Source organism: Vreelandella malpeensis (assembly GCF_020622355.1).
Taxonomy (GTDB): Bacteria; Pseudomonadota; Gammaproteobacteria; order Pseudomonadales; family Halomonadaceae; genus Vreelandella; species Vreelandella malpeensis.
Genome location: NZ_WHVL01000001.1, coordinates 863422 through 882048, shown reverse-complemented (window position 1 = coordinate 882048; position 18627 = coordinate 863422). Strand labels below are relative to the sequence as shown.

At 65.1% G+C, this 18627-nt stretch carries 17 protein-coding genes, 1 tRNA gene and 1 riboswitch; of the genes, 3 read left to right on the top strand and 15 right to left on the bottom strand.

Features of this window, described 5'->3' with window-relative positions; all coding sequences use genetic code 11:
• Positions 1 to 9 precede the first annotated feature (9 nt).
• Positions 10 to 1443: an aminotransferase-like domain-containing protein gene (locus GEV37_RS03995; RefSeq protein ID WP_227388895.1), complete on the top strand. Its 1434-nt coding sequence runs from the start codon at positions 10 to 12 to the stop codon at positions 1441 to 1443.
• A gap of 925 nt (positions 1444 to 2368) precedes the next feature.
• A complete protein-coding gene (locus GEV37_RS03990; RefSeq protein ID WP_227388894.1) occupies positions 2369 to 2764 on the top strand; it encodes a DUF1176 domain-containing protein in 396 nt (131 codons plus the stop codon).
• 25 nt (positions 2765 to 2789) lie between these two features.
• On the opposite strand, the gene GEV37_RS03985 is transcribed toward GEV37_RS03990, so the two are convergent.
• The 6 genes from GEV37_RS03985 to GEV37_RS03960 form a co-directional block, all read right to left on the bottom strand.
• On the bottom strand, positions 2790 to 3482 hold the full coding sequence (locus tag GEV37_RS03985; protein ID WP_227388893.1) for a uracil-DNA glycosylase family protein: 693 nt from the start codon (positions 3480 to 3482) through the stop codon (positions 2790 to 2792).
• 40 nt (positions 3483 to 3522) lie between these two features.
• Entirely contained in the window at positions 3523 to 4248 is a 726-nt protein-coding gene (pcsA, locus tag GEV37_RS03980; protein ID WP_386111144.1) for a phosphatidylcholine synthase, read from the bottom strand.
• Between the two features lie 141 nt (positions 4249 to 4389).
• Positions 4390 to 4668: a hypothetical protein gene (locus GEV37_RS03975; RefSeq protein WP_227388892.1), complete on the bottom strand. Its 279-nt coding sequence runs from the start codon at positions 4666 to 4668 to the stop codon at positions 4390 to 4392.
• A 284-nt stretch (positions 4669 to 4952) separates the two neighbouring features.
• On the bottom strand, positions 4953 to 5450 hold the full coding sequence (locus GEV37_RS03970) for a 6,7-dimethyl-8-ribityllumazine synthase (RefSeq protein WP_227388891.1): 498 nt from the start codon (positions 5448 to 5450) through the stop codon (positions 4953 to 4955).
• Positions 5451 to 5535: 85 nt separating this feature from the next.
• Positions 5536 to 5689: riboswitch (FMN riboswitch) on the bottom strand.
• Positions 5690 to 5738: 49 nt separating this feature from the next.
• Positions 5739 to 6203, bottom strand: a complete 465-nt coding sequence (locus GEV37_RS03965; RefSeq protein WP_227388890.1) for a YbaK/EbsC family protein — start codon at positions 6201 to 6203, stop codon at positions 5739 to 5741.
• A 107-nt stretch (positions 6204 to 6310) separates the two neighbouring features.
• Positions 6311 to 7186 (bottom strand): ABC transporter substrate-binding protein, encoded by an 876-nt coding sequence (locus GEV37_RS03960; protein WP_227388889.1) that lies wholly within the window; start codon positions 7184 to 7186, stop codon positions 6311 to 6313.
• 187 nt (positions 7187 to 7373) lie between these two features.
• Between GEV37_RS03960 and GEV37_RS03955 the strand changes: the two genes are divergently transcribed.
• Entirely contained in the window at positions 7374 to 8141 is a 768-nt protein-coding gene (locus GEV37_RS03955; RefSeq protein WP_227388888.1) for a class I SAM-dependent methyltransferase, read from the top strand.
• 19 nt (positions 8142 to 8160) lie between these two features.
• On the opposite strand, the gene GEV37_RS03950 is transcribed toward GEV37_RS03955, so the two are convergent.
• The 9 genes from GEV37_RS03950 to GEV37_RS03910 form a co-directional block, all read right to left on the bottom strand.
• Positions 8161 to 8258: transfer RNA gene (locus tag GEV37_RS03950), tRNA-Sec, on the bottom strand.
• Positions 8259 to 8288: 30 nt separating this feature from the next.
• Positions 8289 to 10202 carry a selenocysteine-specific translation elongation factor gene (selB, locus tag GEV37_RS03945; RefSeq protein ID WP_227388887.1) on the bottom strand — a complete coding sequence of 638 codons (1914 nt, stop codon included), beginning with the start codon at positions 10200 to 10202 and terminating at the stop codon, positions 8289 to 8291.
• Positions 10199 to 11638: an L-seryl-tRNA(Sec) selenium transferase gene (selA, locus tag GEV37_RS03940; protein ID WP_227388886.1), complete on the bottom strand. Its 1440-nt coding sequence runs from the start codon at positions 11636 to 11638 to the stop codon at positions 10199 to 10201. Before selA ends, selB begins: the two co-directional genes overlap by 4 nt.
• Positions 11639 to 11694: 56 nt before the next feature.
• Positions 11695 to 12654: a formate dehydrogenase accessory protein FdhE gene (fdhE, locus tag GEV37_RS03935; RefSeq protein WP_227388885.1), complete on the bottom strand. Its 960-nt coding sequence runs from the start codon at positions 12652 to 12654 to the stop codon at positions 11695 to 11697.
• Between the two features lie 55 nt (positions 12655 to 12709).
• Positions 12710 to 13414 carry a formate dehydrogenase subunit gamma gene (locus GEV37_RS03930; protein ID WP_227388884.1) on the bottom strand — a complete coding sequence of 235 codons (705 nt, stop codon included), beginning with the start codon at positions 13412 to 13414 and terminating at the stop codon, positions 12710 to 12712.
• The gene (gene fdxH / locus GEV37_RS03925) at positions 13401 to 14369 is read right to left on the bottom strand and encodes a formate dehydrogenase subunit beta (protein WP_227388883.1); all 969 of its coding nucleotides are present in this window, start codon (positions 14367 to 14369) and stop codon (positions 13401 to 13403) included. The genes GEV37_RS03930 and fdxH overlap by 14 nt, the downstream gene beginning before the upstream one ends.
• A complete protein-coding gene (gene fdnG, locus GEV37_RS03920) occupies positions 14366 to 16852 on the bottom strand; it encodes a formate dehydrogenase-N subunit alpha (RefSeq protein WP_227388882.1) in 2487 nt (828 codons plus the stop codon). The genes fdxH and fdnG overlap by 4 nt, the downstream gene beginning before the upstream one ends.
• 12 nt (positions 16853 to 16864) lie before the next feature.
• A complete protein-coding gene (locus GEV37_RS17120; protein WP_227388878.1) occupies positions 16865 to 17458 on the bottom strand; it encodes a molybdopterin-dependent oxidoreductase in 594 nt (197 codons plus the stop codon).
• 162 nt (positions 17459 to 17620) lie between these two features.
• Positions 17621 to 18553, bottom strand: a complete 933-nt coding sequence (locus GEV37_RS03910; protein ID WP_227388877.1) for a LysR family transcriptional regulator — start codon at positions 18551 to 18553, stop codon at positions 17621 to 17623.
• Between the last annotated feature and the right edge of the window lie 74 nt (positions 18554 to 18627).

The window sequence follows — 18627 nt, the reverse complement described above, 5'->3', positions numbered from 1 at the left end:
GCAGGCACCGTGACACGTTATGAATCAGTGGCCGCTGTATTGCGCGAGCGTATCGAGCATGGTCTTTATCGTCCGGGGGATCGCCTGCCGTCGATTCGTGCCGTATGCCAGGAAATGGACGTAGGCATCTCGACCGCCCAGGAGGCGTATCGGCAACTCATGGACGCGGCGCTGATCGAGTCGCGGCCGAAATCCGGCTACTTCGTGCTGCCGGGATACGCGCCCTCGGTGCTGCCCTCGGCGTCGCGCCCGGCCCAACGGCCGCTGGACGTCTCCCAGTGGGACCAAGTGCTGGAGCTCATCGCCACCCGGCGCGACGACGACCGGCTGCAGCTGGGGCGCGGGGTGCCGAACCTCGAATGCGCCACGCTCAAGCCGCTTTCGAAAATTCTGGGCGGGCTGCATCGCCGTACCGAGCTCAACGGCTTCAACTACGACACGCTCATCGGCAGTCCCGAGCTTCGCCAGCAGGTGGCCAAGCTGGCGGTGGCCTCCAACTGCCTGCTGCACCCGGACGATATCCTGATCACCACCGGCTGTCAGGAAGCGCTGGCCATCGCCCTGCGCATCCTGACCCAGCCCGGCGACGTGGTGGCGGTCGACTCCCCCAGCTTCTACGGCACCCTGCAGATCCTCAAGGCCAACGGCCTGAAAGCACTGGAGATTCCCACCGACCCGCAAACCGGCATCAGCCTCGAAGCGCTGGAGCTGGCGCTCGAGCAGTGGCCGATCCGCGCGATCCAGATCACGCCCACCTTCAACAACCCGCTGGGCTACACCCTGCCCGCCGAGCGCAAGCGCGCGCTGGTGCAGCTCGCTCAGCGCTTCGACGTGGCGATCATCGAAGACGACATCTACGGCGATCTGGCGTATGCCCAACCTCGCCCGCCGACCGTGAAATCCTTCGATGACGACGGCCGGGTACTGCTGTGCAGCGGCTTTTCCAAGACCCTGGGCCCCGGGTTTAGAGTCGGCTGGCTAGCGCCGGGGCGCTACCGCGACCAGGCGCTGCACATGAAGTACGTCTCCACCGGCGCCTCCGCCACACTGCCCCAACGGGCGGTGGCGGAATTCATCGCCAAGGGCCATTTCGATCGCCACCTGCGCGCGGTCATCCGCCAGTACCAGCGCCAGCGCGACGTAATGATTGGCTGGGTGCAGCGCTACTTCCCGCCCGGTACCGGCATCAGCTACCCCCAGGGCGGCTTTCTGCTCTGGGTAGAGCTACCCGCCGCCGTGGACTGCGTGCGTCTCAACGACCGCTTGGCCGAGCACCGCCTTCACGTTGCCCCGGGAGCGCTATTCTCCGCCTCGGGCAAGTTCCGCCAGTGTTTGCGGCTGAACTACGCGTTCACACTTACGCCGGATATCGAAGACGCCGTGCGCCGCGTGGGCGCACTGGCGGGTGCAATGGTCGAGGAAGCCCTGCAGCCGCTCGAGTAGCAGCGTTCGACTCAGTAGACATCACCGCGAATACGCAGCTATAACATCACGCTTAGTGGACTTTTATAGGGGCTTAGCAAGTAACTGATTTTAGGGTTCTTTAATAATATGCTGTTGATCAAAAAGTAACCAAACACGGTGGTGGATTTTTTGTTGCCTGTTTTTGTCTTTTAGATCAATTGTCTATAATTAGACCGTTCCCCGCAGGCGTGGGGATGAACCGGCGGGCTGCGAGTGGTTGGCCAGCGTTGCCGACCGTTCCCCGCAGGCGCGGGGATGAACCGTCGGGCTGCTTCCTCCAGGTGATCAGGGGCGACCGTTCCCCGCAGGCGCGGGGATGAACCGCCCGTGTTGGCCGACCTGGAGTCTATTGGTACCCGTTCCCCGCACCTGCGGGGATGAACCGCTCGTTCTCGCGCCTGGAGAATTTGCGCTGGCCCGTTCCCCGCACCTGGGGGGATGAACCGCCTGAGGGTGAGCGCAGTATGGCAGCCACCGTCCGTTCCCCGCACCTGCGGGGATGAACCGCCAAAGGGCATTTTGTGGGCATCACTCAGGGTCCGTTCCCCGCACCTGCGGGGATGAACCAGAAGCTCCGCTCGCCGAACAAGCTGGAGGAAGCCGTTCCCCGCGCCGGCGGGGCAATTCCATCCCCTCCACCGTTACGCGAACACGCGGTGGCCTGCATGAGGATGAAATAAGAAGCGACAGTGGAAAACATTGCCTGGGGATGGCTACCTGGATGAAATCGGCGTATCAAATAGGGATATTGCCAAGTCGCGATGAGTCATGAACGCTCATCGCAAGAGGAAGGTAGTCATGATGTTGCGTTCATTTGGCTGGATGACGGCTGCTGTCATGGGGCTGTCGATAGGGTTTGCCGTTGAGGCCAGCGTCAGCACTGCCCAAAGCGGTTGGCGCGCAGATGAGTGATACCTGCACCCCCGTCGACGAATCGCTGGGGATCACGCCCCAGCGCTACGCGATGGATGATGACATGGGTGGCGATCTGTGGCTCTTGCCCTGCAACGCAGGTGCCTACCAGACGTCTTTCGAGGCGGTCTACCAGCCGGAAGACGCCGAACCGCGCAAGTTGCTGTTTGCCTTGTGGCGTAACGGGAACTGGACCGGCACCGCCTCGCTCTTCGATCCCGACACCGGTGTCCTGACCGACCGGTACAAGGGTCGCGGCGTCGGCGGCTGCGGTGGCGAGCGTACCTGGCAGTGGGAGCAGGGTGATTTCCGGCTGACCGAGTATCGCGCCCAGGAAATCTGCGATGATGAGGCCGGCGAGTTTCCCGTCGTCTTCGAGGCCGAATGATGGCTCCGAGCGATGAGCCAACCGCTCAGAGCGTCAGGTTGTCTCGCCGTACGTCCAGCTGCTCAAGGCGCTGCTTCAATAAATCCGGGAAGCGACGGTACCAGGTCTGATTGAGCGGTGACGGGTGGGGGAGCGGGTAGAGCGTGAAGGTCTGAGTTTTGCCGTGTGCGTCTTCCAGGGTGACGTCGATATGGTTCTCGAAGCGGTCTTCGCGCTTCCAGAACGCCTCCAGCCGGTCGCGCTCTTCCTCCGGGCGGTCGATGCCGAACCAGAGAAACGCCTCGCGCCCCAGGGTGATCAGAGTGCGGCCTTCCCAGTGCGAGATCAGTACCTCGCTGACCAGCCCATGAAAGCGGCGCTTGACCTTCATCGACCACGCCTTGTTGCCGACCGGCTTGTAGGGCACGGTGTTGATCCAGAAGAAGTGCTCGCCGATCTCTTCTGCCGCGTCGAAGTCCGGCATCTCCTCGCCGTAAAGGTGGCGGTAGAGCGCCTTTCTGACCAGCTGGCCGCCGGCGCCGATGAAGGGCTCGTTGAAGCGTACTTCATCGCGGCCCGGGTCGCGGCCGAAGAAGCCGAGGCGCAAATCGCGCCGGCCAAGGCCGATGATCGGCTCCAGCGGGTCGCGTTCGAAGCGCTGGTACACCTCAAGATCGATACCGTCGGTCTCGGCGGCGAGTGTCCGAAAGCGCTCGCGTTGTCGGTTGGTCAGCGGCATCCTTGCCTCCTTTCAACAGGTTAGGGTAAATGCGGGTGAGTCAGTCGAACCACTCCTGAGCGGTGCGCCACAGGCACATGCCCACGAAGTAGATGGACGCCACCGCCAGCCCCAGCAGCGCCCAGCCGGCATGGACGGGGCTTTCGATAATCAGCACGGTGGCGCACACGCACCATACCAGGGTGATGGCGATATTGAGCGGCATGAAGCGGCGCACCCGGAAGGGGTGGAGAAACTTCATCTTGGTGACGGTGAGCACGGCGAGAAACAGGATGGCGCCGAGTGTCAGCCAGGGCGGCAGGTCGAGAATGAAGAAGTAGGCCGCCGCGATGTTCCAGGCCGCCGGGAAGCCGACGAAGTAGTTGTCTTGGCTTTTCATGTCGACGTTGCAGAAGCAGAACATCGACGACAGCAGGATGGTGAACACCGCCAGCAACTCGAAGCCCGCCGGCAAGTCGATGAAGTAGTAGATGAACAGCGCCGGGATGAACGCCCAGGTGAGGTAATCGATCACCATGTCCAGGGTCGAGCCGTCGAAGTGGGGCAGGATTGTCTTCACCTCGTACTTGCGCGCCAGGGTGCCGTCGAAGCCGTCCACCATCATCGCCGCGCCCAGCCACAGAAGACACGCCACCGGGTTGTCGTCGATCAGCGCCAGCAGCGCCATGGTGCCCAGCAGCACGCCGCTTGCCGTGAGCACGTGCACGCTCCAGGCCTTGCAGCGAGACGCCTGAGACGGCGCCGGTGAAGAGAGTGGTTGAGCCACATTAACCCCAGGGGGAACCCGTGTTCCCGATATGTTTGGTGTATCGATTCGCGTGTGAAGCGTAACCCTACTACAAGAGAGCATACCGAGAATACGTGGCCCTGCTCATTCGTCGCCGCTGGCCACGCTGTGGGCCTCTCATCAAGATAGTCGACCTTCGTTCGATGCGGCCACTTCGGCGAGCCAGAGGCTGCACAGCCACTGCCCGGCGCGCAGGATCGCCTCGTCCGAAGCGCCCGCATAGCCCAGCACCAGCCCCGTGCGTGCCGGCGTGCCCAGGTAGTAGCGCGAAAGTGGCGAAAGCGTTACCCCCGCCTGGCGCCCCAGCGCCGTCAGCCGGGTTTCCTGCTCGATGCTTTCGAGCTCGGCCACCAGGTGCATGCCGGCGTGGCCTGGCGACAGCCGCAGACCGGCCTTCACTGCCGGGGGCAGCTGGTACTGATGACTCAGACCGACAATGCCCCGCCCAAGCGCTCTACGAATCGCTGGGTTGGCAGCGCAACACTGCTTTCTACAGCTACCTGCTGGATATCGAATAAAGGAGCGAATCGATGACGCCAATTCCCTCTGCAGTGTTCGTTTTTCTGACGAGAGCGAGGAGCGGGTGGTGATCGACACGCGAAGCCTTGAGCACTACCGTGCGAGGTAGCGGCTGTTGAATGATGCCTTGTACACAGGCCCGGCGCTGACCGGGCCTGTGTATATCACGCCTCGCTCAGCTTGCGCGCCCGGTGCAGGTTTTCCATCGTGTTCAGGCAGGCGCTGGCGGCTTCGCGCCCCTTGGTCACGAAGTGCTCGAAGTAGAAGCCATGGTGGGTGGCGTGCTCGTGGAAGTGATGCGGGGTGAGCACGACCGAGATTACCGGTACATGGGTGTCGAGCTGAACGCGCATCATGCCGTCGATCACCGCGTGGGCGACGAAGTCGTGGCGGTAGATGCCGCCATCGACGACGAAGCCGGCGCCGACGATGGCGCCAAACCGGCCGCTTTCCGCCAGTACCTTGGCCTGAAGCGGGATTTCATAAGCGCCGGAGACGGTGAATACCTCGACTTGGTCGGCGCGCAGGCCGTTTTTCTCGATCTCTTCGATGAAGGAGGTGTAGGCCTGGCCGACGATATCGCTGTGCCAGTGCCCCTGGATGAAGGCGATGCGCTGGGAGGTGGTGTGGCTGGAAAGCGTCAACGGAAAGGTCTGATTCATGGTCATTCTCATGGATGATGGTTGCCAGAATCAGGGCATGCGGCGAGCAGACGCGCCCGTGCCTGGGCCCGGAGCGCGTCCGCGCGGCCGTTCTCTTTCATCCGGACTATCACCGTCGGCTTCGGGATCTCACCGAATCTGCTGACCTCCAGAACGTGACATAGCCTGGAGCGCTCGCGGGCTCGTGCCTTTTGGCCATCACCGCCGGTGGGGACTTTCACCCCGCCCTGAGAACTTGTTCGCGTGCGAAACGCGGCCAGTGTACGTCGATTGTCGCAGCGTCGCCAGTCAGGCAGGCGAGCAGACGTCGAGCCACTCGGCGCCTACCAGCGTCGCCAGGCGTTCCGGGGCAATGCGTACGGCGCTGCTGGGCGAACCTGCCGCCGGTAGCACCTCGTCGAAGCGCTTGAGCGATTCATCGCAGTAGATAGGCAGGACCGTGGCGAGTCCGAAAGGGCAGACGCCGCCCACAGGATGGCTGGTCAGCTCCATCACCGTTGCCTCGTCGAGCATCGTTGCCTTGGCCTCGAAGCGCTCGCGGAGCTTGGCGTTGTCCAGGCGCGCATCTCCCGCCGCGACCACCAGAAAGGGCTGCTCGCCGACCTTCAGCGCCAGCGTCTTGGCGATCTGGCCGGACGTCACGCCGTGGGCCTTGGCGGCCAGCTCCACGGTCGCGGTGCTCTCCTCAAGCTCGATGATCTCGATGTCCGGGGCGTGCTCGGCCAGAAATCCCCGCGCGGTATCAATGCTCATGAAACGGCTCCTTGTCGTGAACCGTTTCAGATTAAACCGCTTTTGGGATCTCAGCCAATCCAAAGCCCCCGCTCGACGCGCGATCGGGGGCAGGCATCACGCATGACTCAGGGCCTTGCGCCCAGCGCGCTGGCTACTTCCTCGATCTGCAGCGCCAGGCTCTGCAGGCCGCCGCCGGAAAGATACCAGAGCTCCGGCGAGAGCAGAGCGACGTCGACATCGTTGGCGCCGACCTCGGAAAGCTGTTGGCGCAGGGCATCGGCGTCAAGAGGCGTTTCGCCGATGGCGGCGCTGCGGTCAATCACCAGCAGGCGCTGCGGGTCGATCTCGGCGATCGCTTCCGGCGAGAGCCGCGTGAAGCTGCGCGCGCCGAAGGTTTCGGTTTCGACGCCCTCCGGCATCTGTTGTTTCTCCACACCCAGTACGTCGTGGATCACCGAGTGCTCGTTGAGCGAATAGTTGCCGTCGTTGTGCGTGATGACCAGCGTGCGCGGAGCGTCTGCCAGCGCTTCGCGCTGGGTCTCGATCTCTTCGTGCAGCGTCTCGAGGGCGCTTTCGGCCTCCTCTTCGAGCCCGGCGTGCTCGCCGAGCGCGCGCACGTTGTCATCGAAGGCGGCGAGGTATTCGTTGCCAGAAAGGCTTGCCTCGAACAGCGGCGCGATCGCCTCGAACTCCTCCTGCCACTCGCCCTGGCGGCCGGTGTAGACGATCAGGCTCGGCTCGCTTTCCGCAAGCGCCTCGAGGTCGGGGCTGCGCAGCCCGCCGAGATCGGCGTAGTCGTCAGTGTCGAAGCTTGCAAGGTAGGCGGGCAGGATCTGCTTGGGCAGTCCGACCACCTGGTCGCTCGCGCCCAGCGCGTGCAGGGTATCGAGGCTTCCAAGGTCGAATACGGCGAAGCGCTCCTGAGCGTGGGCGCTGGCGCTCATGGCGGCGACCAGCAGCGAGGAGGCGACGAGCGAGGCTTGTGTTCCGATCTTCTTCATGGAAATCCTTTTATGAGAAAGTATTTTATATGAGACTTATTATCATATTGGGGTTGGTTAGGGATTGCCATGCTTTTTCTCGTCTCAGGATCGCTCGCTCTCGAAATCATATGTGATATGTTATAGCGTAATTTTTCGGGACGACAGGCGTCGGCCAACGATCACGAGCTTTAAAGGGAGAACCCGGGTGGCCTCGGTACTTTTCGAACATATTGAAGCGCTCCACGGCAAGCGTCAGTGGGGCACGTTCCTCGACGCTGGCACTGGCGTCAACTCGATCACTTGGGTAAGTGGTCTTTCAACCGACAGCTGGACCGCGGTGACCGGTGCCGGCGGCATGGCCATGAGCGTCGAGCGCGCGGTGGAGGGCAAGAAGCGCGAGCAGGACCGGCTGGTGCTGGGCAACTGGCAGGACCCGCATTTTCTTGCCGGCGAGCGCTTCGACACCGTACTGGCGGACTATCTACTTGGCGCCATCGACGGCTTCGCCCCCTACTGGCAGGACGAGCTCTTCCCCAGGCTCTGCGCGCTGACCAAGAAGCGCCTGTACCTGGTCGGCCTCGAGCCCTACGTGCCCTTCGATGCCACTACCGCCGCCGGCAAGCTGGTGGTGGAGATCGGCCGGCTGCGGGATGCGTGTCTGCTGCTGGCCGGCGAGCGCACCTACCGCGAGTATCCGAGCGCCTGGGTCGCGCGCCAGCTCGACCGCGCCGGCTTCGAGGTCATCGAGACCAAACGCTTTCCGATCCGCTACGGCAAGAAGTTCGTGGATGGTCAGATGAAGATGTGCCGTCAGCGCATGGCGACGGTGGCGGATCGCAAGCTGGCCCGGGCAATGCTCGAGCACGTCGACGACGTCGAGCGCCGGGCGCTTGCGCACATCGAGATCGACGGTGGGCTGAGCCACGGGGCGGACTACGTGATGGTGGCCGAGCCGAAAAAAAGCAAGAAGTGAAGAAGCAGCGATCCAAAGGTGGCGGAGGAGGGTGAGAGTCGAACTCACCAGGGGCTGCCTGGCAGCCCCTACGCGGAGTTGAAGTCCGGTCGTCCCACCGGGGAGCGATCCTCCTCCTTGTTGCTTGCCACCAGAGCCTAACCGCTTTTAACCCCACATGCCAGGGCGGCGCAGCTGGCGGGCATCATGTACCCGGCGGGTGTAGCCCACCCGGTCGAAGAATTCGAGCTGAGCGATGGCGAGCTTGCGCCCCACCTGGGTGCGGTCGCGGTAGTCGGCGGCGCGTACGCAGCCGTGCTCCCGGGCGAGTGCCTCGATGATCTCGCCCAGGCGGGCCAGGGTATCGGTAGGGTAGAAGTGATCCTTGCGCACCTGGAAAAGCCGGCCGAGCCGAGCGTTGGCGAACAGCACCTCGCGCACCCGAGGCTCGTCGAGCTGCCGGTCGGTTGCGATATCGCGCACCCGCGGTGGGTCGAAGCGCTCATCAAGCAGCGGCAGCAATGTCTGTGAAAGCGTCTCCAGCGCCTCGTCCAGGCGTGCCTCGTGGGAAGGACGCTTGATGAACGGGCCCTGGGCGATGACATGCCCGGCCGAAACCAGCGTGTCGAGCCACTCGCGGAACACCCCGACGTTCCACTTCGGCGCCACGACGCGTCGCAGGCGATCGCGCTCCATGCCCACCTCGGCGGGCGCTTCCAGATGATATTGTGCCAGCGCCTCGTCGAGCACGTTGGCCAGCGCGTCGAGATGCACGGGAGCGAAAGCGCGGTGCTCGGTGCCGGCGCGAATCAGCGTCAGGCCCCGGGCGCGGGCCTGCTCCTCGAGGGTTTCGACCGAGCGGTTCAGGGTAGCGGAGAGCTCCACCAGGGAGAGGCCGTCTGGCTGGCGTTCGGCAAGGGTTTCGAGCGTGGCGGCGAAGCCGTTCTGGCGCTCGCTGGCGCCGTTTTCGAGCGCTTGCTGCAACGTTGCCAGGTACGCCAGCCGCGGCGGTCGGCGCGCGCCTCGCCGTGGCGGGTAGGGGTCGAGCACGCGCCCGCCGCCGAGGGTCTCGTCGGCGCCTTGGGAGCGAATCACGAAGCGGTCGCCGCAGCAGGCGTGCTGCGGGGCGTCCAGGGTCAGCTGGGCGAGCGCCCGGCCGCCGGGGGCGAGGGTGGGCGCCTCGAGCAGGCCGAGCCGGCCGGTCAGGTGCGCCGCGCCCATATGGATATGCACCGGCATCCAGTGCAGCGCGTCGCGATCGAGCGTGGGCAGAAGATGGAGCGCAACGTCGAGACGCTGGCTCGCGGGCAGCGGCGCCGGGGCGTCGATCAGCCAGTCGCCACGCTTGATCTCGCACTCGACCCCGGCGAGGTTGAGCGCGCAGCGATCTCCCCGTTGAGCGTGCTCGGCCTCGCGGTTCTGGCGTCGCAATCCGCGCACGCGAACCCGCTCGCCCCGGGGCAAGAGCCACAGCGACTGGCCGCGTTCGACGACCCCATCGACCACCGTGCCGGTGACCACGAGCCCGGCACCCTTCTTGGTGAACACCCGGTCGATGGCGTGACGAAAGCGCCCCGGAGCGGGGCGAGCCTGCCAGTCGGCGGCGCGCGCGTCGAGCCAGTTCGAGAGCGCCTCGATACCCGTGCCGGCGCGGGCGCAGACGCTGAACATAGCCACCTCGCCGACCAGGGCCTGTGCCTCGCGCTCGCAGGCGGCACGCCGCTCGCTATCCACCAGGTCGGTCTTGGTCAGCACCACGGCCACCACGGGAATCGACAGCAGCGTCAGGATCGCCAGGTGCTCGCGGGTCTGGGGCATCACGCCATCGTCGCAGGCGATGATCAGAAGTGCCCCATCGACGCCGGCCACGCCCGAGAGCATGTTGTGGATGAAGCGCTCGTGGCCGGGCACGTCGATGAAACCGAGCTCGGCGCCGCTTTCGGTCGTGGGGTAGATGAAGCCGGGCTCGATGGTCAGCCCCCGGCTCTTCTCCTCCTTGAGCGTATCGGCATCCACGCCGGTCAGAGCGTGGAGCAGCGTGGTCTTGCCGTGGTCGACGTGACCGGCGGTGGCGAGAATCATGTTGGCGTCTCGGCGGCGTGCAGGGCGCGGGTGATCTGTGTGGCCAGCAGCGCTTCGTCACCCTGCATCAGGCAGCGCAGGTCGAGCCACAGCGCGCCTTCCTTGACCCGCCCGATGATCGGCCGGGGAAGCTTGCGAAAGGCGCGTTCGAGTTCGCGCAGCGCGCGCTCGCGCACCTCGCGCCGGGGCGAGTCCACGTCCAGCACCAGCGCCACGCTCGGCAGCCGGTCCACCGGCAGCGAGCCGCTGCCGAGCTGGCTCATGCACGCTTGTAGCCGCGCGGTACGCCCGGCGGGCAGCGTGGTGATCCCGGCCAGCACGCGCTCGCCGGCGGCCTGGATGTCATCGGCCTCGCGGGTCAGCAGGCGCAGCGTGGGCAGGGTCTGGTCCGGGCGGTCGTCGTCACGGTAATGTTTGAGCGTGGTCTCGAGCGCAGCCAGTACCAGCTTGTCCAGGCGCAGCGCGCGCTTGAGCGGGTGGCGCTTGATGCGCTCGATATAGGCGCGCTTGCCGACGATGATGCCGGCCTGGGGCCCGCCGAGCAGCTTGTCGCCGCTGAAGGTGACCACGTCGGCGCCGGCGGCAATCGCCTCATGGGGCTGGGTTTCGTAAGGCAGGCCAAAACGGGCTAGATCCACCAGCGCGCCGCTGCCCAGGTCTACCACCAGCGGAAGCTCGGCCTCGTGTGCGATGCGCGCAAGCTCGGCCTCGTTCACGGCGGTGGTGAACCCCTCGACGGCGTAGTTGGAGGTGTGCACCTTGACCAGAAGCCCGGTGTCGTCACCGATCGCCTCGCGGTAATCGCGCGGGTGGGTTCGGTTGGTGGTGCCTACCTCGCGCAGCCGGCAGCCGGCGGCAGCCATGATGTCCGGCATGCGAAAGGCGCCGCCGATCTCGATCAGCTCGCCGCGGGAGACGATCGCCTCATGCCCGGCGCCGAGCGCGCCCAGGGTGAGCACCACGGCAGCGGCGTTGTTGTTGACCACGGTGGCGGCCTCGGCGCCGGTCAGCTCGCACAGAAGCGCCTCGATCAGGTCGTCGCGGTCGCCGCGCCCGCCGGTGGCCAGATCGTACTCCAGCGCCACCGGGTTGCGCGCCACCCGAGCCATGGCGTCGATGGCGGGTTCCGAGAGCAGCGCGCGGCCCAGGTTGGTGTGGATCACCGTACCGGTGAGGTTGAACACCGCCCGGGCATTGGGGCTCACGAAGGCGTCGAGCCGTTCGCGCAGCGCGTCGACGATCGACGTCTCGTTGGGGGGAGCGTCCAGCGGGGTGGCGCGCAGCGCGTCGAGGGTGTCGCGCGCCATGCGGGTGACAACGCGGCGGCCGTGACGGCTTTCAAGGTCGCGAAGTGCCGGGTGCTGCAGCAGCCGGTCGACGGCAGGAAGGGTACGGCGCCAGTCCGTGGCGCCTTGCGGGGATGCGATATCAGTCATGTCGTCAGGCGTCTGTCCGTGTCGAGCGGTGTCCGGGCTCGTAAGCTTGGCTTTCGTCACGTCGGCTCGCCGGCAAACGCGAGCAGCGGATTGAAACCGGCACGAACATAGCCCTGCTCTTCGAGCAGCATGTCCAGGCCAAGCGTTGCGATATCGTCAGCGAAGGGGTCGGTATCCGCCTCCCATTCGCGATCCATTAACTTAACGCTTGCGTGACAGGCGCCGCAACTCTCGGCGCGAATCGGCAGCGCCCGTTTGCCGTCCGGCCCTTCCGCGCCGATGTAGTCGAGCTTTTCGGCATCGAAGCAGTGGCTGCAGCGCGTGCGCTCGAGATACCACTGGGTAGCGCACAGCCCGCACACCAGATAGCGCACCCGCGAGCGGTGGCGGCCAAGCTGCACGATAGAAGCCACCGGCGGCATGCCGCAGCAGGGGCAAAGTCCTTGGGCGGCACCTTGCGGGCGCGTGAGCCGCGCCGCCAGTGCATGGGCCTGGCGCGTCCAGCTCACCTGCAGCGCCGCGCCCACCAAAGGCGCCACGGCCCGCGCCTGTGCCGGCACGCCTTGTTGTCCGATGATCGCGCCGACGATCGAGTCGAGCGTCTCTTCGGGAAGGCTTTCGAGCTGTGAGAGCAAGTGGCGCTGCGCTGCAAAGCGCTCGCCATCGGCGGCCAGGGCGGCGTCGAGCGTCTGGCGCAGGGCGTCGAGATCCTCGCGCCACGTCAGTGTCTCGAGCAGCGCCGAGGGGGCGAGCGGTGGAAAGCCGTGCTCAAGCGCGACCTGAAAGCTTTGCGCCGCGAAGGTCGGGCCCGCCTGATCCTTCAACGTGCGGTGCTGGGCGCGAGCGAGATGAGCATTGAAGGCCAGAAAGGGCGCCATGTCGACAAAGCGCGTCTCGAGTTCGGCAAAGCGACTCGCCCGCGTGGCAAAAAGGCGCGACTCCGGCGCCACGACCAGCGGCGGCTCGCCGTGACGGGGCGGTTTGGGGTCGTGCAGCGTATCGGATATGTCGCTCATGGGCGCTCCTGCGAAACGGGGCGCCCGAAGGCGCCCCGTGGTGTCGTGTGTGCGATCAGGCAACGGGGTCGTCACGCTTGATGGGCGTCTTTGCGTCAGGGCGCGGCCGCTCGCGTTTGATGGTGTCATCGTACCAGAGCGGGTGGTGATGCTTGGCCCAGGCGTGGGTGACGAAGCCGCGAATCATGGCGCCAAACGAGCCCTTGACCCAGATCGCCGCGTAGATGTGGATCACGATGGTGACGATCGCCCCGAAGGCCGCCAGCGCGTGCAGAAGGCTTGCGATACGCACCACCGTGACCGGGAAGTAGCCGGCGAACCAGGGACGCCACATCAACACGCCGGTGATCAAGAGCGTCGGCACGCAGAGTACCAGCAGCCAGAACACCAGCTTCTGGCCCGGGTTGTACTTGCCGATCGGCGGTACTTTCTCGTCGCGATTGGCGAGCACGTCCTTGATCTGCTTCATCCAGCGCACGTCGTTTCGGATCGGCAGGTTGTTGCCTGCGTGGCTCACCGCCATCAGCGCGAAGAGTAGAAAGAACAACACGCCGATGAACGGGTGCAGGATGCGCGCCCACACCGGCCCCCCCAAGGTGTGGGAGAGAAAGAAGAACGGCGGGTGGAAGAAGGCTAGCCCCGAAAGCGCCAGCAGGATGAAGCTCAACGCCATCGTCCAGTGGTTGATGCGGGTCGAGGTCGGGTAGCGCAGCATCATGCGCTGGCCCAGCCGGTTACGCTTTTCGTCATCGCGGTTCATGGTCGCTTCTCCTGCCGGGCTCGTGAGGCTCGGTCTCCGGCGCGCTGAGTGTGTGCTCACGCAGGTAGGCGTCCTCACCTTCCGGGCCGAACACCTCTTCGTCGAGCGGCTCGTCCTTCGGCCCCTTGGTGAGGTAGTGCATGAAGCCGGCGAACGCCGTGATACCGATGATCGCGCTCATGATCGGCTTGGCCGGCCCCTTCCAGGCACTGACGAAGGGCGAGATGCTCGGGTTTTCCGGAAGCCCCGCGTAGAGGTCCGGCTTGTCGGCGTGATGAAGCACGTACATCACATGGGTGCCGCCGACTCCGGCGGGATCGTAGAGGCCGGCCTCAGCGAAGCCGCGCCCCTTGAGTTCCGTCACGCGCTGTTCAGCCCGGGTGATCATGTCCGCCTTGGAGCCGAACTCGATGCAGCCGGTCGGGCAGGTCTTCACGCAGGCGGGCTCGAGACCCACCGAGACCCGATCCGAGCAGAGCGTGCACTTGTAGGACTTGCTGTCGCGCTCGGAGATCCGCGGGATGTCGAAGGGGCAGCCGGTGACGCAGTAGCCGCAGCCGATGCACTTGTCCGAGTCGAAGTCGACGATGCCGTTGGCGTACTGCACGATTGCCCCCGGCGCCGGGCAGGCGGTGAGGCAACCCGGGTCGGCGCAGTGCATGCAGCCATCCTTGCGGATCAGCCACTCCAGATCGCCCTGCTCGTTCTCGTGCTCGGTGAAGCGCATCACCGTCCAAGAGTTCTCGGTGAGATCCGTCGGGTTGTTGTAGGTGCCGCCGTTGATGCCGACCTCGTCGCGCACATCGTTCCACTCCATGCAGGCGACCTGACACGCCTTGCAGCCGATGCAGCGGCTGACGTCGATCAGCTTGGCCACGGGCTCGACCTCGTGACGCCCCTGGGGGGGCGTCGTGGTCGTGGCGGAACGGCGCAGGATATTTTGCGGGTTGCTCATGTCCTGCCTCCTGAGGTGTCCTTCTCGACGTTGACCAGAAAGGACTTGAATTCCGGCGTCTGGGTGTTGGCATCGCCCACGAAGGGCGTGAGGGTGTTGGCCAGAAAGCCCTTGCGCGCCAGACCCAGAAAGCCCCAGTGGATCGGAATGCCTACCTGATGGACGATACGATCGCCCACGGTGATCGCCTTGATGCGCTTGGTGACCACCGCCACGGCGCGAATGTAGCCGCGCTTCGAGGACACCCGCACCCAGTCGCCCTCCTTGATGCCGAGCTCATTACCCAAGGCCTCGCCGATCTCGACGAACTGCTCGGGCTGGACGATGGCGTTCAGGTGCACGTGCTTGGTCCAGTAGTGGAAGTGCTCGGTCAGCCGGTAGGTGGTCGCCGCATACGGGTACTCCTCCCAGGTACCCATCATCTCCAGATCCTGAGCGAAGACCCGCGCCGCCGGGTTGTAGCGCACCTTGTCGTTGCGCGGGAAGAGCAGGTTGCCCTCCGGCACCGGGCTCTCCAGCGGCTCGTAGTGGGTGGGGAAGGGACCTTCCGCCATGCCCTGGCTTGCGAACAGCTTGCCTACGCCCTCCGGGTTCATGATGAACGGCATCTGCCCGCGGGTCGGCGCCGAGTCCACCGGAAAATCCGGAATGTCCGCGCCGGTCCAGCGCCGTTGAACGCTGTCCCACCATACGAGCGACTTGCGCTCGGACCAGGGCGTTCCGTCGAGCTTGGCCGAGGCGCGGTTGTAGAGAATCCGCCGGTTGGCGGGCCACGACCAGGCCCAGCCGAGCGTCTGACCGATGCCGTAGGGGTCGGCGTTGTCGCGGTTGGCCATCTGGTTGCCGGCCTCGGTCCAGGACCCGGCGAAGATCCAGCAGCCGGAGGCGGTAGAGCCGTCGTCGCGCAGCTCGCCGAAGCCCGCGAGCTGTTCGCCCATGCGCCGCACCAACTGCCCATCGAGGTAAACGTCGCTTATCGCGCGGCCGTTGTACTCCCGGGCGAGCTCTTCCGGCGACGGTTCGTCGGGCTGTTTGTAATTCCAGGCCATTCCCAGAATCGGGTCCGGAAAGGCGCCGCCGTCGCGGGCGTAGAGTTCGCGTACGCGGGTGAACAGCGCCCCCAGAATGTGGGTGTCTGCGCGCGCCTCGCCGGGGCCCGAGGCGGCGGCATAGTGCCACTGCAGCCAGCGGGCACTGTTGACCGTTGAGCCTTCGTCCTCGGCGAACGACAGCGCCGGCAGGCGGAACACCTCGGTCTGGATCTCGCTCGGGTCGACGTCGTTGTACTCGCCGGCGTTGCGCCAGAACTCGGCGGTTTCGGTGTTGAGCGGGTCGATCGACACCAGGTACCTGAGCTTGGCAAGCGAGCGCGATACCTTCGCCTTGTTGGGAATCGCCGCCAGCGGGTTGAAGCCCTGGCAGAAGTAGCCGTAGATCTCGCCTTTCGACATCCGCTCGAAGGTGTCGAGGATGTCGTAGAGCGGCTTGTCGAGCTTGGGCAGCCAGTCGTAGCACCACTGGTTGTGCGCGCGGGCATTGTCGCCGTACCAGGCCTTCATGAGACTCACGAAGAACGCGTCGGCATTTTGCCAGTAGGAGACCTGGCCCGGCTGCAGCGGTGCCCGCCGCCGCGCGGTCAGAAAGGTGTCCAGGTCCTGCTCGTCGTCCACCGGTGCCGCGATGTAGCCGGTCAGCTGGTTCGAAAGCAGGCCGAGATCGGTCAGCCCCTGGATGTTGGAGTGCCCACGAAGGGCATTCACACCGCCGCCGCGAAGGCCGATATTGCCCAGCAAGAGCTGGACCATGCCGGCGGTGCGGATGATCTGCGAGCCCAGCGAGTGCTGGGTCCAGCCGAGCGCGTACAAGAGCGTGGTGGTGCGATCCGGCGTTGCGGTGCTCGCCAGCGTCTCCCATACCCGCATGATCTTGTCCACGGGCGTGCCGCAGATCGAGGAGACCATGTCCGGCGTGTAGGCATCGAAGTGCGCGCGCAGAAGGCGATAGACGCAGCGCGGGTTCTCGAGGGTATCGTCTCTGAGCGCGAAACCGTCCTCGTCGGTCTGGTAGACCCAGTGCTCCTTGTCGTAGGAGCGGCTCTCGGCATCGTAGTTGTCGAACAGCCCGTCCTCGAAGCCGAAGCCCTCATCCACCAACAGCGCGGCGTCGGTGTAGTTGAGCACGTACTCGCGCTGGATCTGATCGGTATCGATCAGATAGCGAATCAAACCGCCGAGAAAGGCGATGTCGGTACCGGTACGAATCGGCGCGTAGAAGTCCGCGACCGAGGCGGTCCGCGTGAAGCGCGGGTCCACTACCATCAATTGAGCGTTATTGTGCTCCTTCGCCTCGGTGACCCAGCGAAACCCGACCGGGTGCGCCTCGGCGGCATTGCCACCCATGACCAGAATGACGTCGGCATTGCGGATATCGACCCAGTGGTTCGTCATCGCACCGCGACCAAATGTTGGGGCAAGACCTGCCACCGTTGGTCCGTGTCAAACGCGCGCCTGGTTGTCGAAGGCCAGCATCCCGAGGCTGGTGACGAACTTGTGGGTCAGATAGCCCGCCTCGTTGGAGGAAGCCGAGGCGGCGAGAAAGCCGGTGGTCGTCCAGCGGTTGACCGTGCGGCCCTCGCTATCGGTTGCAACGAAGTTCTCGTCGCGGTCCGCCTTGATGTGGCGGGCGATGCGCTCGTTGGCCTCTTCCCAGGAGATGCGCTTCCACTCGTTGGTGCCGGGCTCGCGCACCTCGGGGAACTTCAGGCGCGAAGGGCTTTTGACGTAGTCCAGAAGCCCCGCGCCTTTCGGACAGAGCGCTCCGCGGCTGACCGGGTGGTCCGGGTCGCCTTCGATGTGGATGATCTGCTGGTGGGCGTTCTTGGCCTCGTCACCGCGGCTGTAGATCAACACCCCACAGCCCACCGAGCAGTAGGTGCAGATGTTGCGCGTTTCCTTGGTGTGGGTCAGCTTGAAAGGGCGGATGGAGGAGGCCGCCGCTTCCGGCGCGAATCCCATCATCGCCATGCTGGAGGTGGCGAGCCCCGCCGCCCCCAGCTTGAAAAACCCGCGTCGGGTCACTTGAATCGTCATGGTCTCACCTCGAGGGTCAAGCCGCGCTCGAAACGCCGGCGCCGGGCCTTGGCGCCTGTGGGATCGAGTCGCGTGCTTGCGGGTACGGTCACGGTGTCACTTGTTATGCTGCTTATGAACTTACCCTAGCATCTTTGACGCCCCCATGCCTTGGGTTAATGCTCAACTATTTCTTGAAGGCGCTTTTTCTTCGCGCTCGCCGTCGATGAGGGCCAGGAAGGCATCGACCACCCGGTTGGGGCGCCGGTCGCGACGCGCGATCAGCACGAAGGGAATCCTGTAGCCGGAGCGCTCGACATCAAGCGCGCGCATCTTGCCCGCCGCCACCCACTGGGCGGCGACGTGATCGGGCAGAAAGCCGATGTAGCGCCCGGTCAGGATCAGAAACGCCGCGCCCTCCCGGTCGGACGCCGAGGCGTGCAGCATAAGAGTGTCGTGGGCATGGCGGGCCTGTAGCGGCAGCGGGTAGCGAGGGGCGACCGCCGGGGTCCGGGCGAGCGCTTTTGCGTCGAGCGGTAAATCGGCCTGCTCGAACAGCGCGTGGCCCGCACCGCAGTAGAGCGAGGAGGGTTCGTCGTAGAGCCAATGCGCCTCGAGGCTCGTGGGCAGGTTCACCGAGGGCACCACGCCGACGTGCAGGTGGCCGTCCATCACCTTGCGGATTACCGCATCCGACGGGTCCATGTGGATATTGACGCTCACCTCGTCATGCCGCGCGGCCAGCTCTCCCAGCGCATGGGTGACGTTCATGGCCGGCAGGGTGACGAGGTTGTCGGTGATGCCGATGTTGAGCTCGCCCTTGATGGTGTGGTGCAGCGCGTTGACGTCGCTTCTGAACGTCTCCAGGGCGCTCAGCAGCGCAAGGCCCGCCTGATAGAGTGCCTTGCCCTCCTCGGTGAGGCTGAAGCCGCCACGGCCGCGCCGGCAAAGCGAGAAACCCACGCGGCGCTCCAGGTCGCCCATGTGCTGGCTGATCGCCGAACGGCTGATGCCGAGCGTGGTTTCGGCAGCGGTGAAGCCACCGCACTCGACCACGGTATTGAACACCCGGATCAAGCGAATCTCGTAGTCGCTCATCTGGCCAAGCGATGCCATGGCTACCTCGCGCTGTACAAGATGACCCTTTTTAACAGATCATTCGTGGCTCAGGATCGGCGTGCATCAAACTA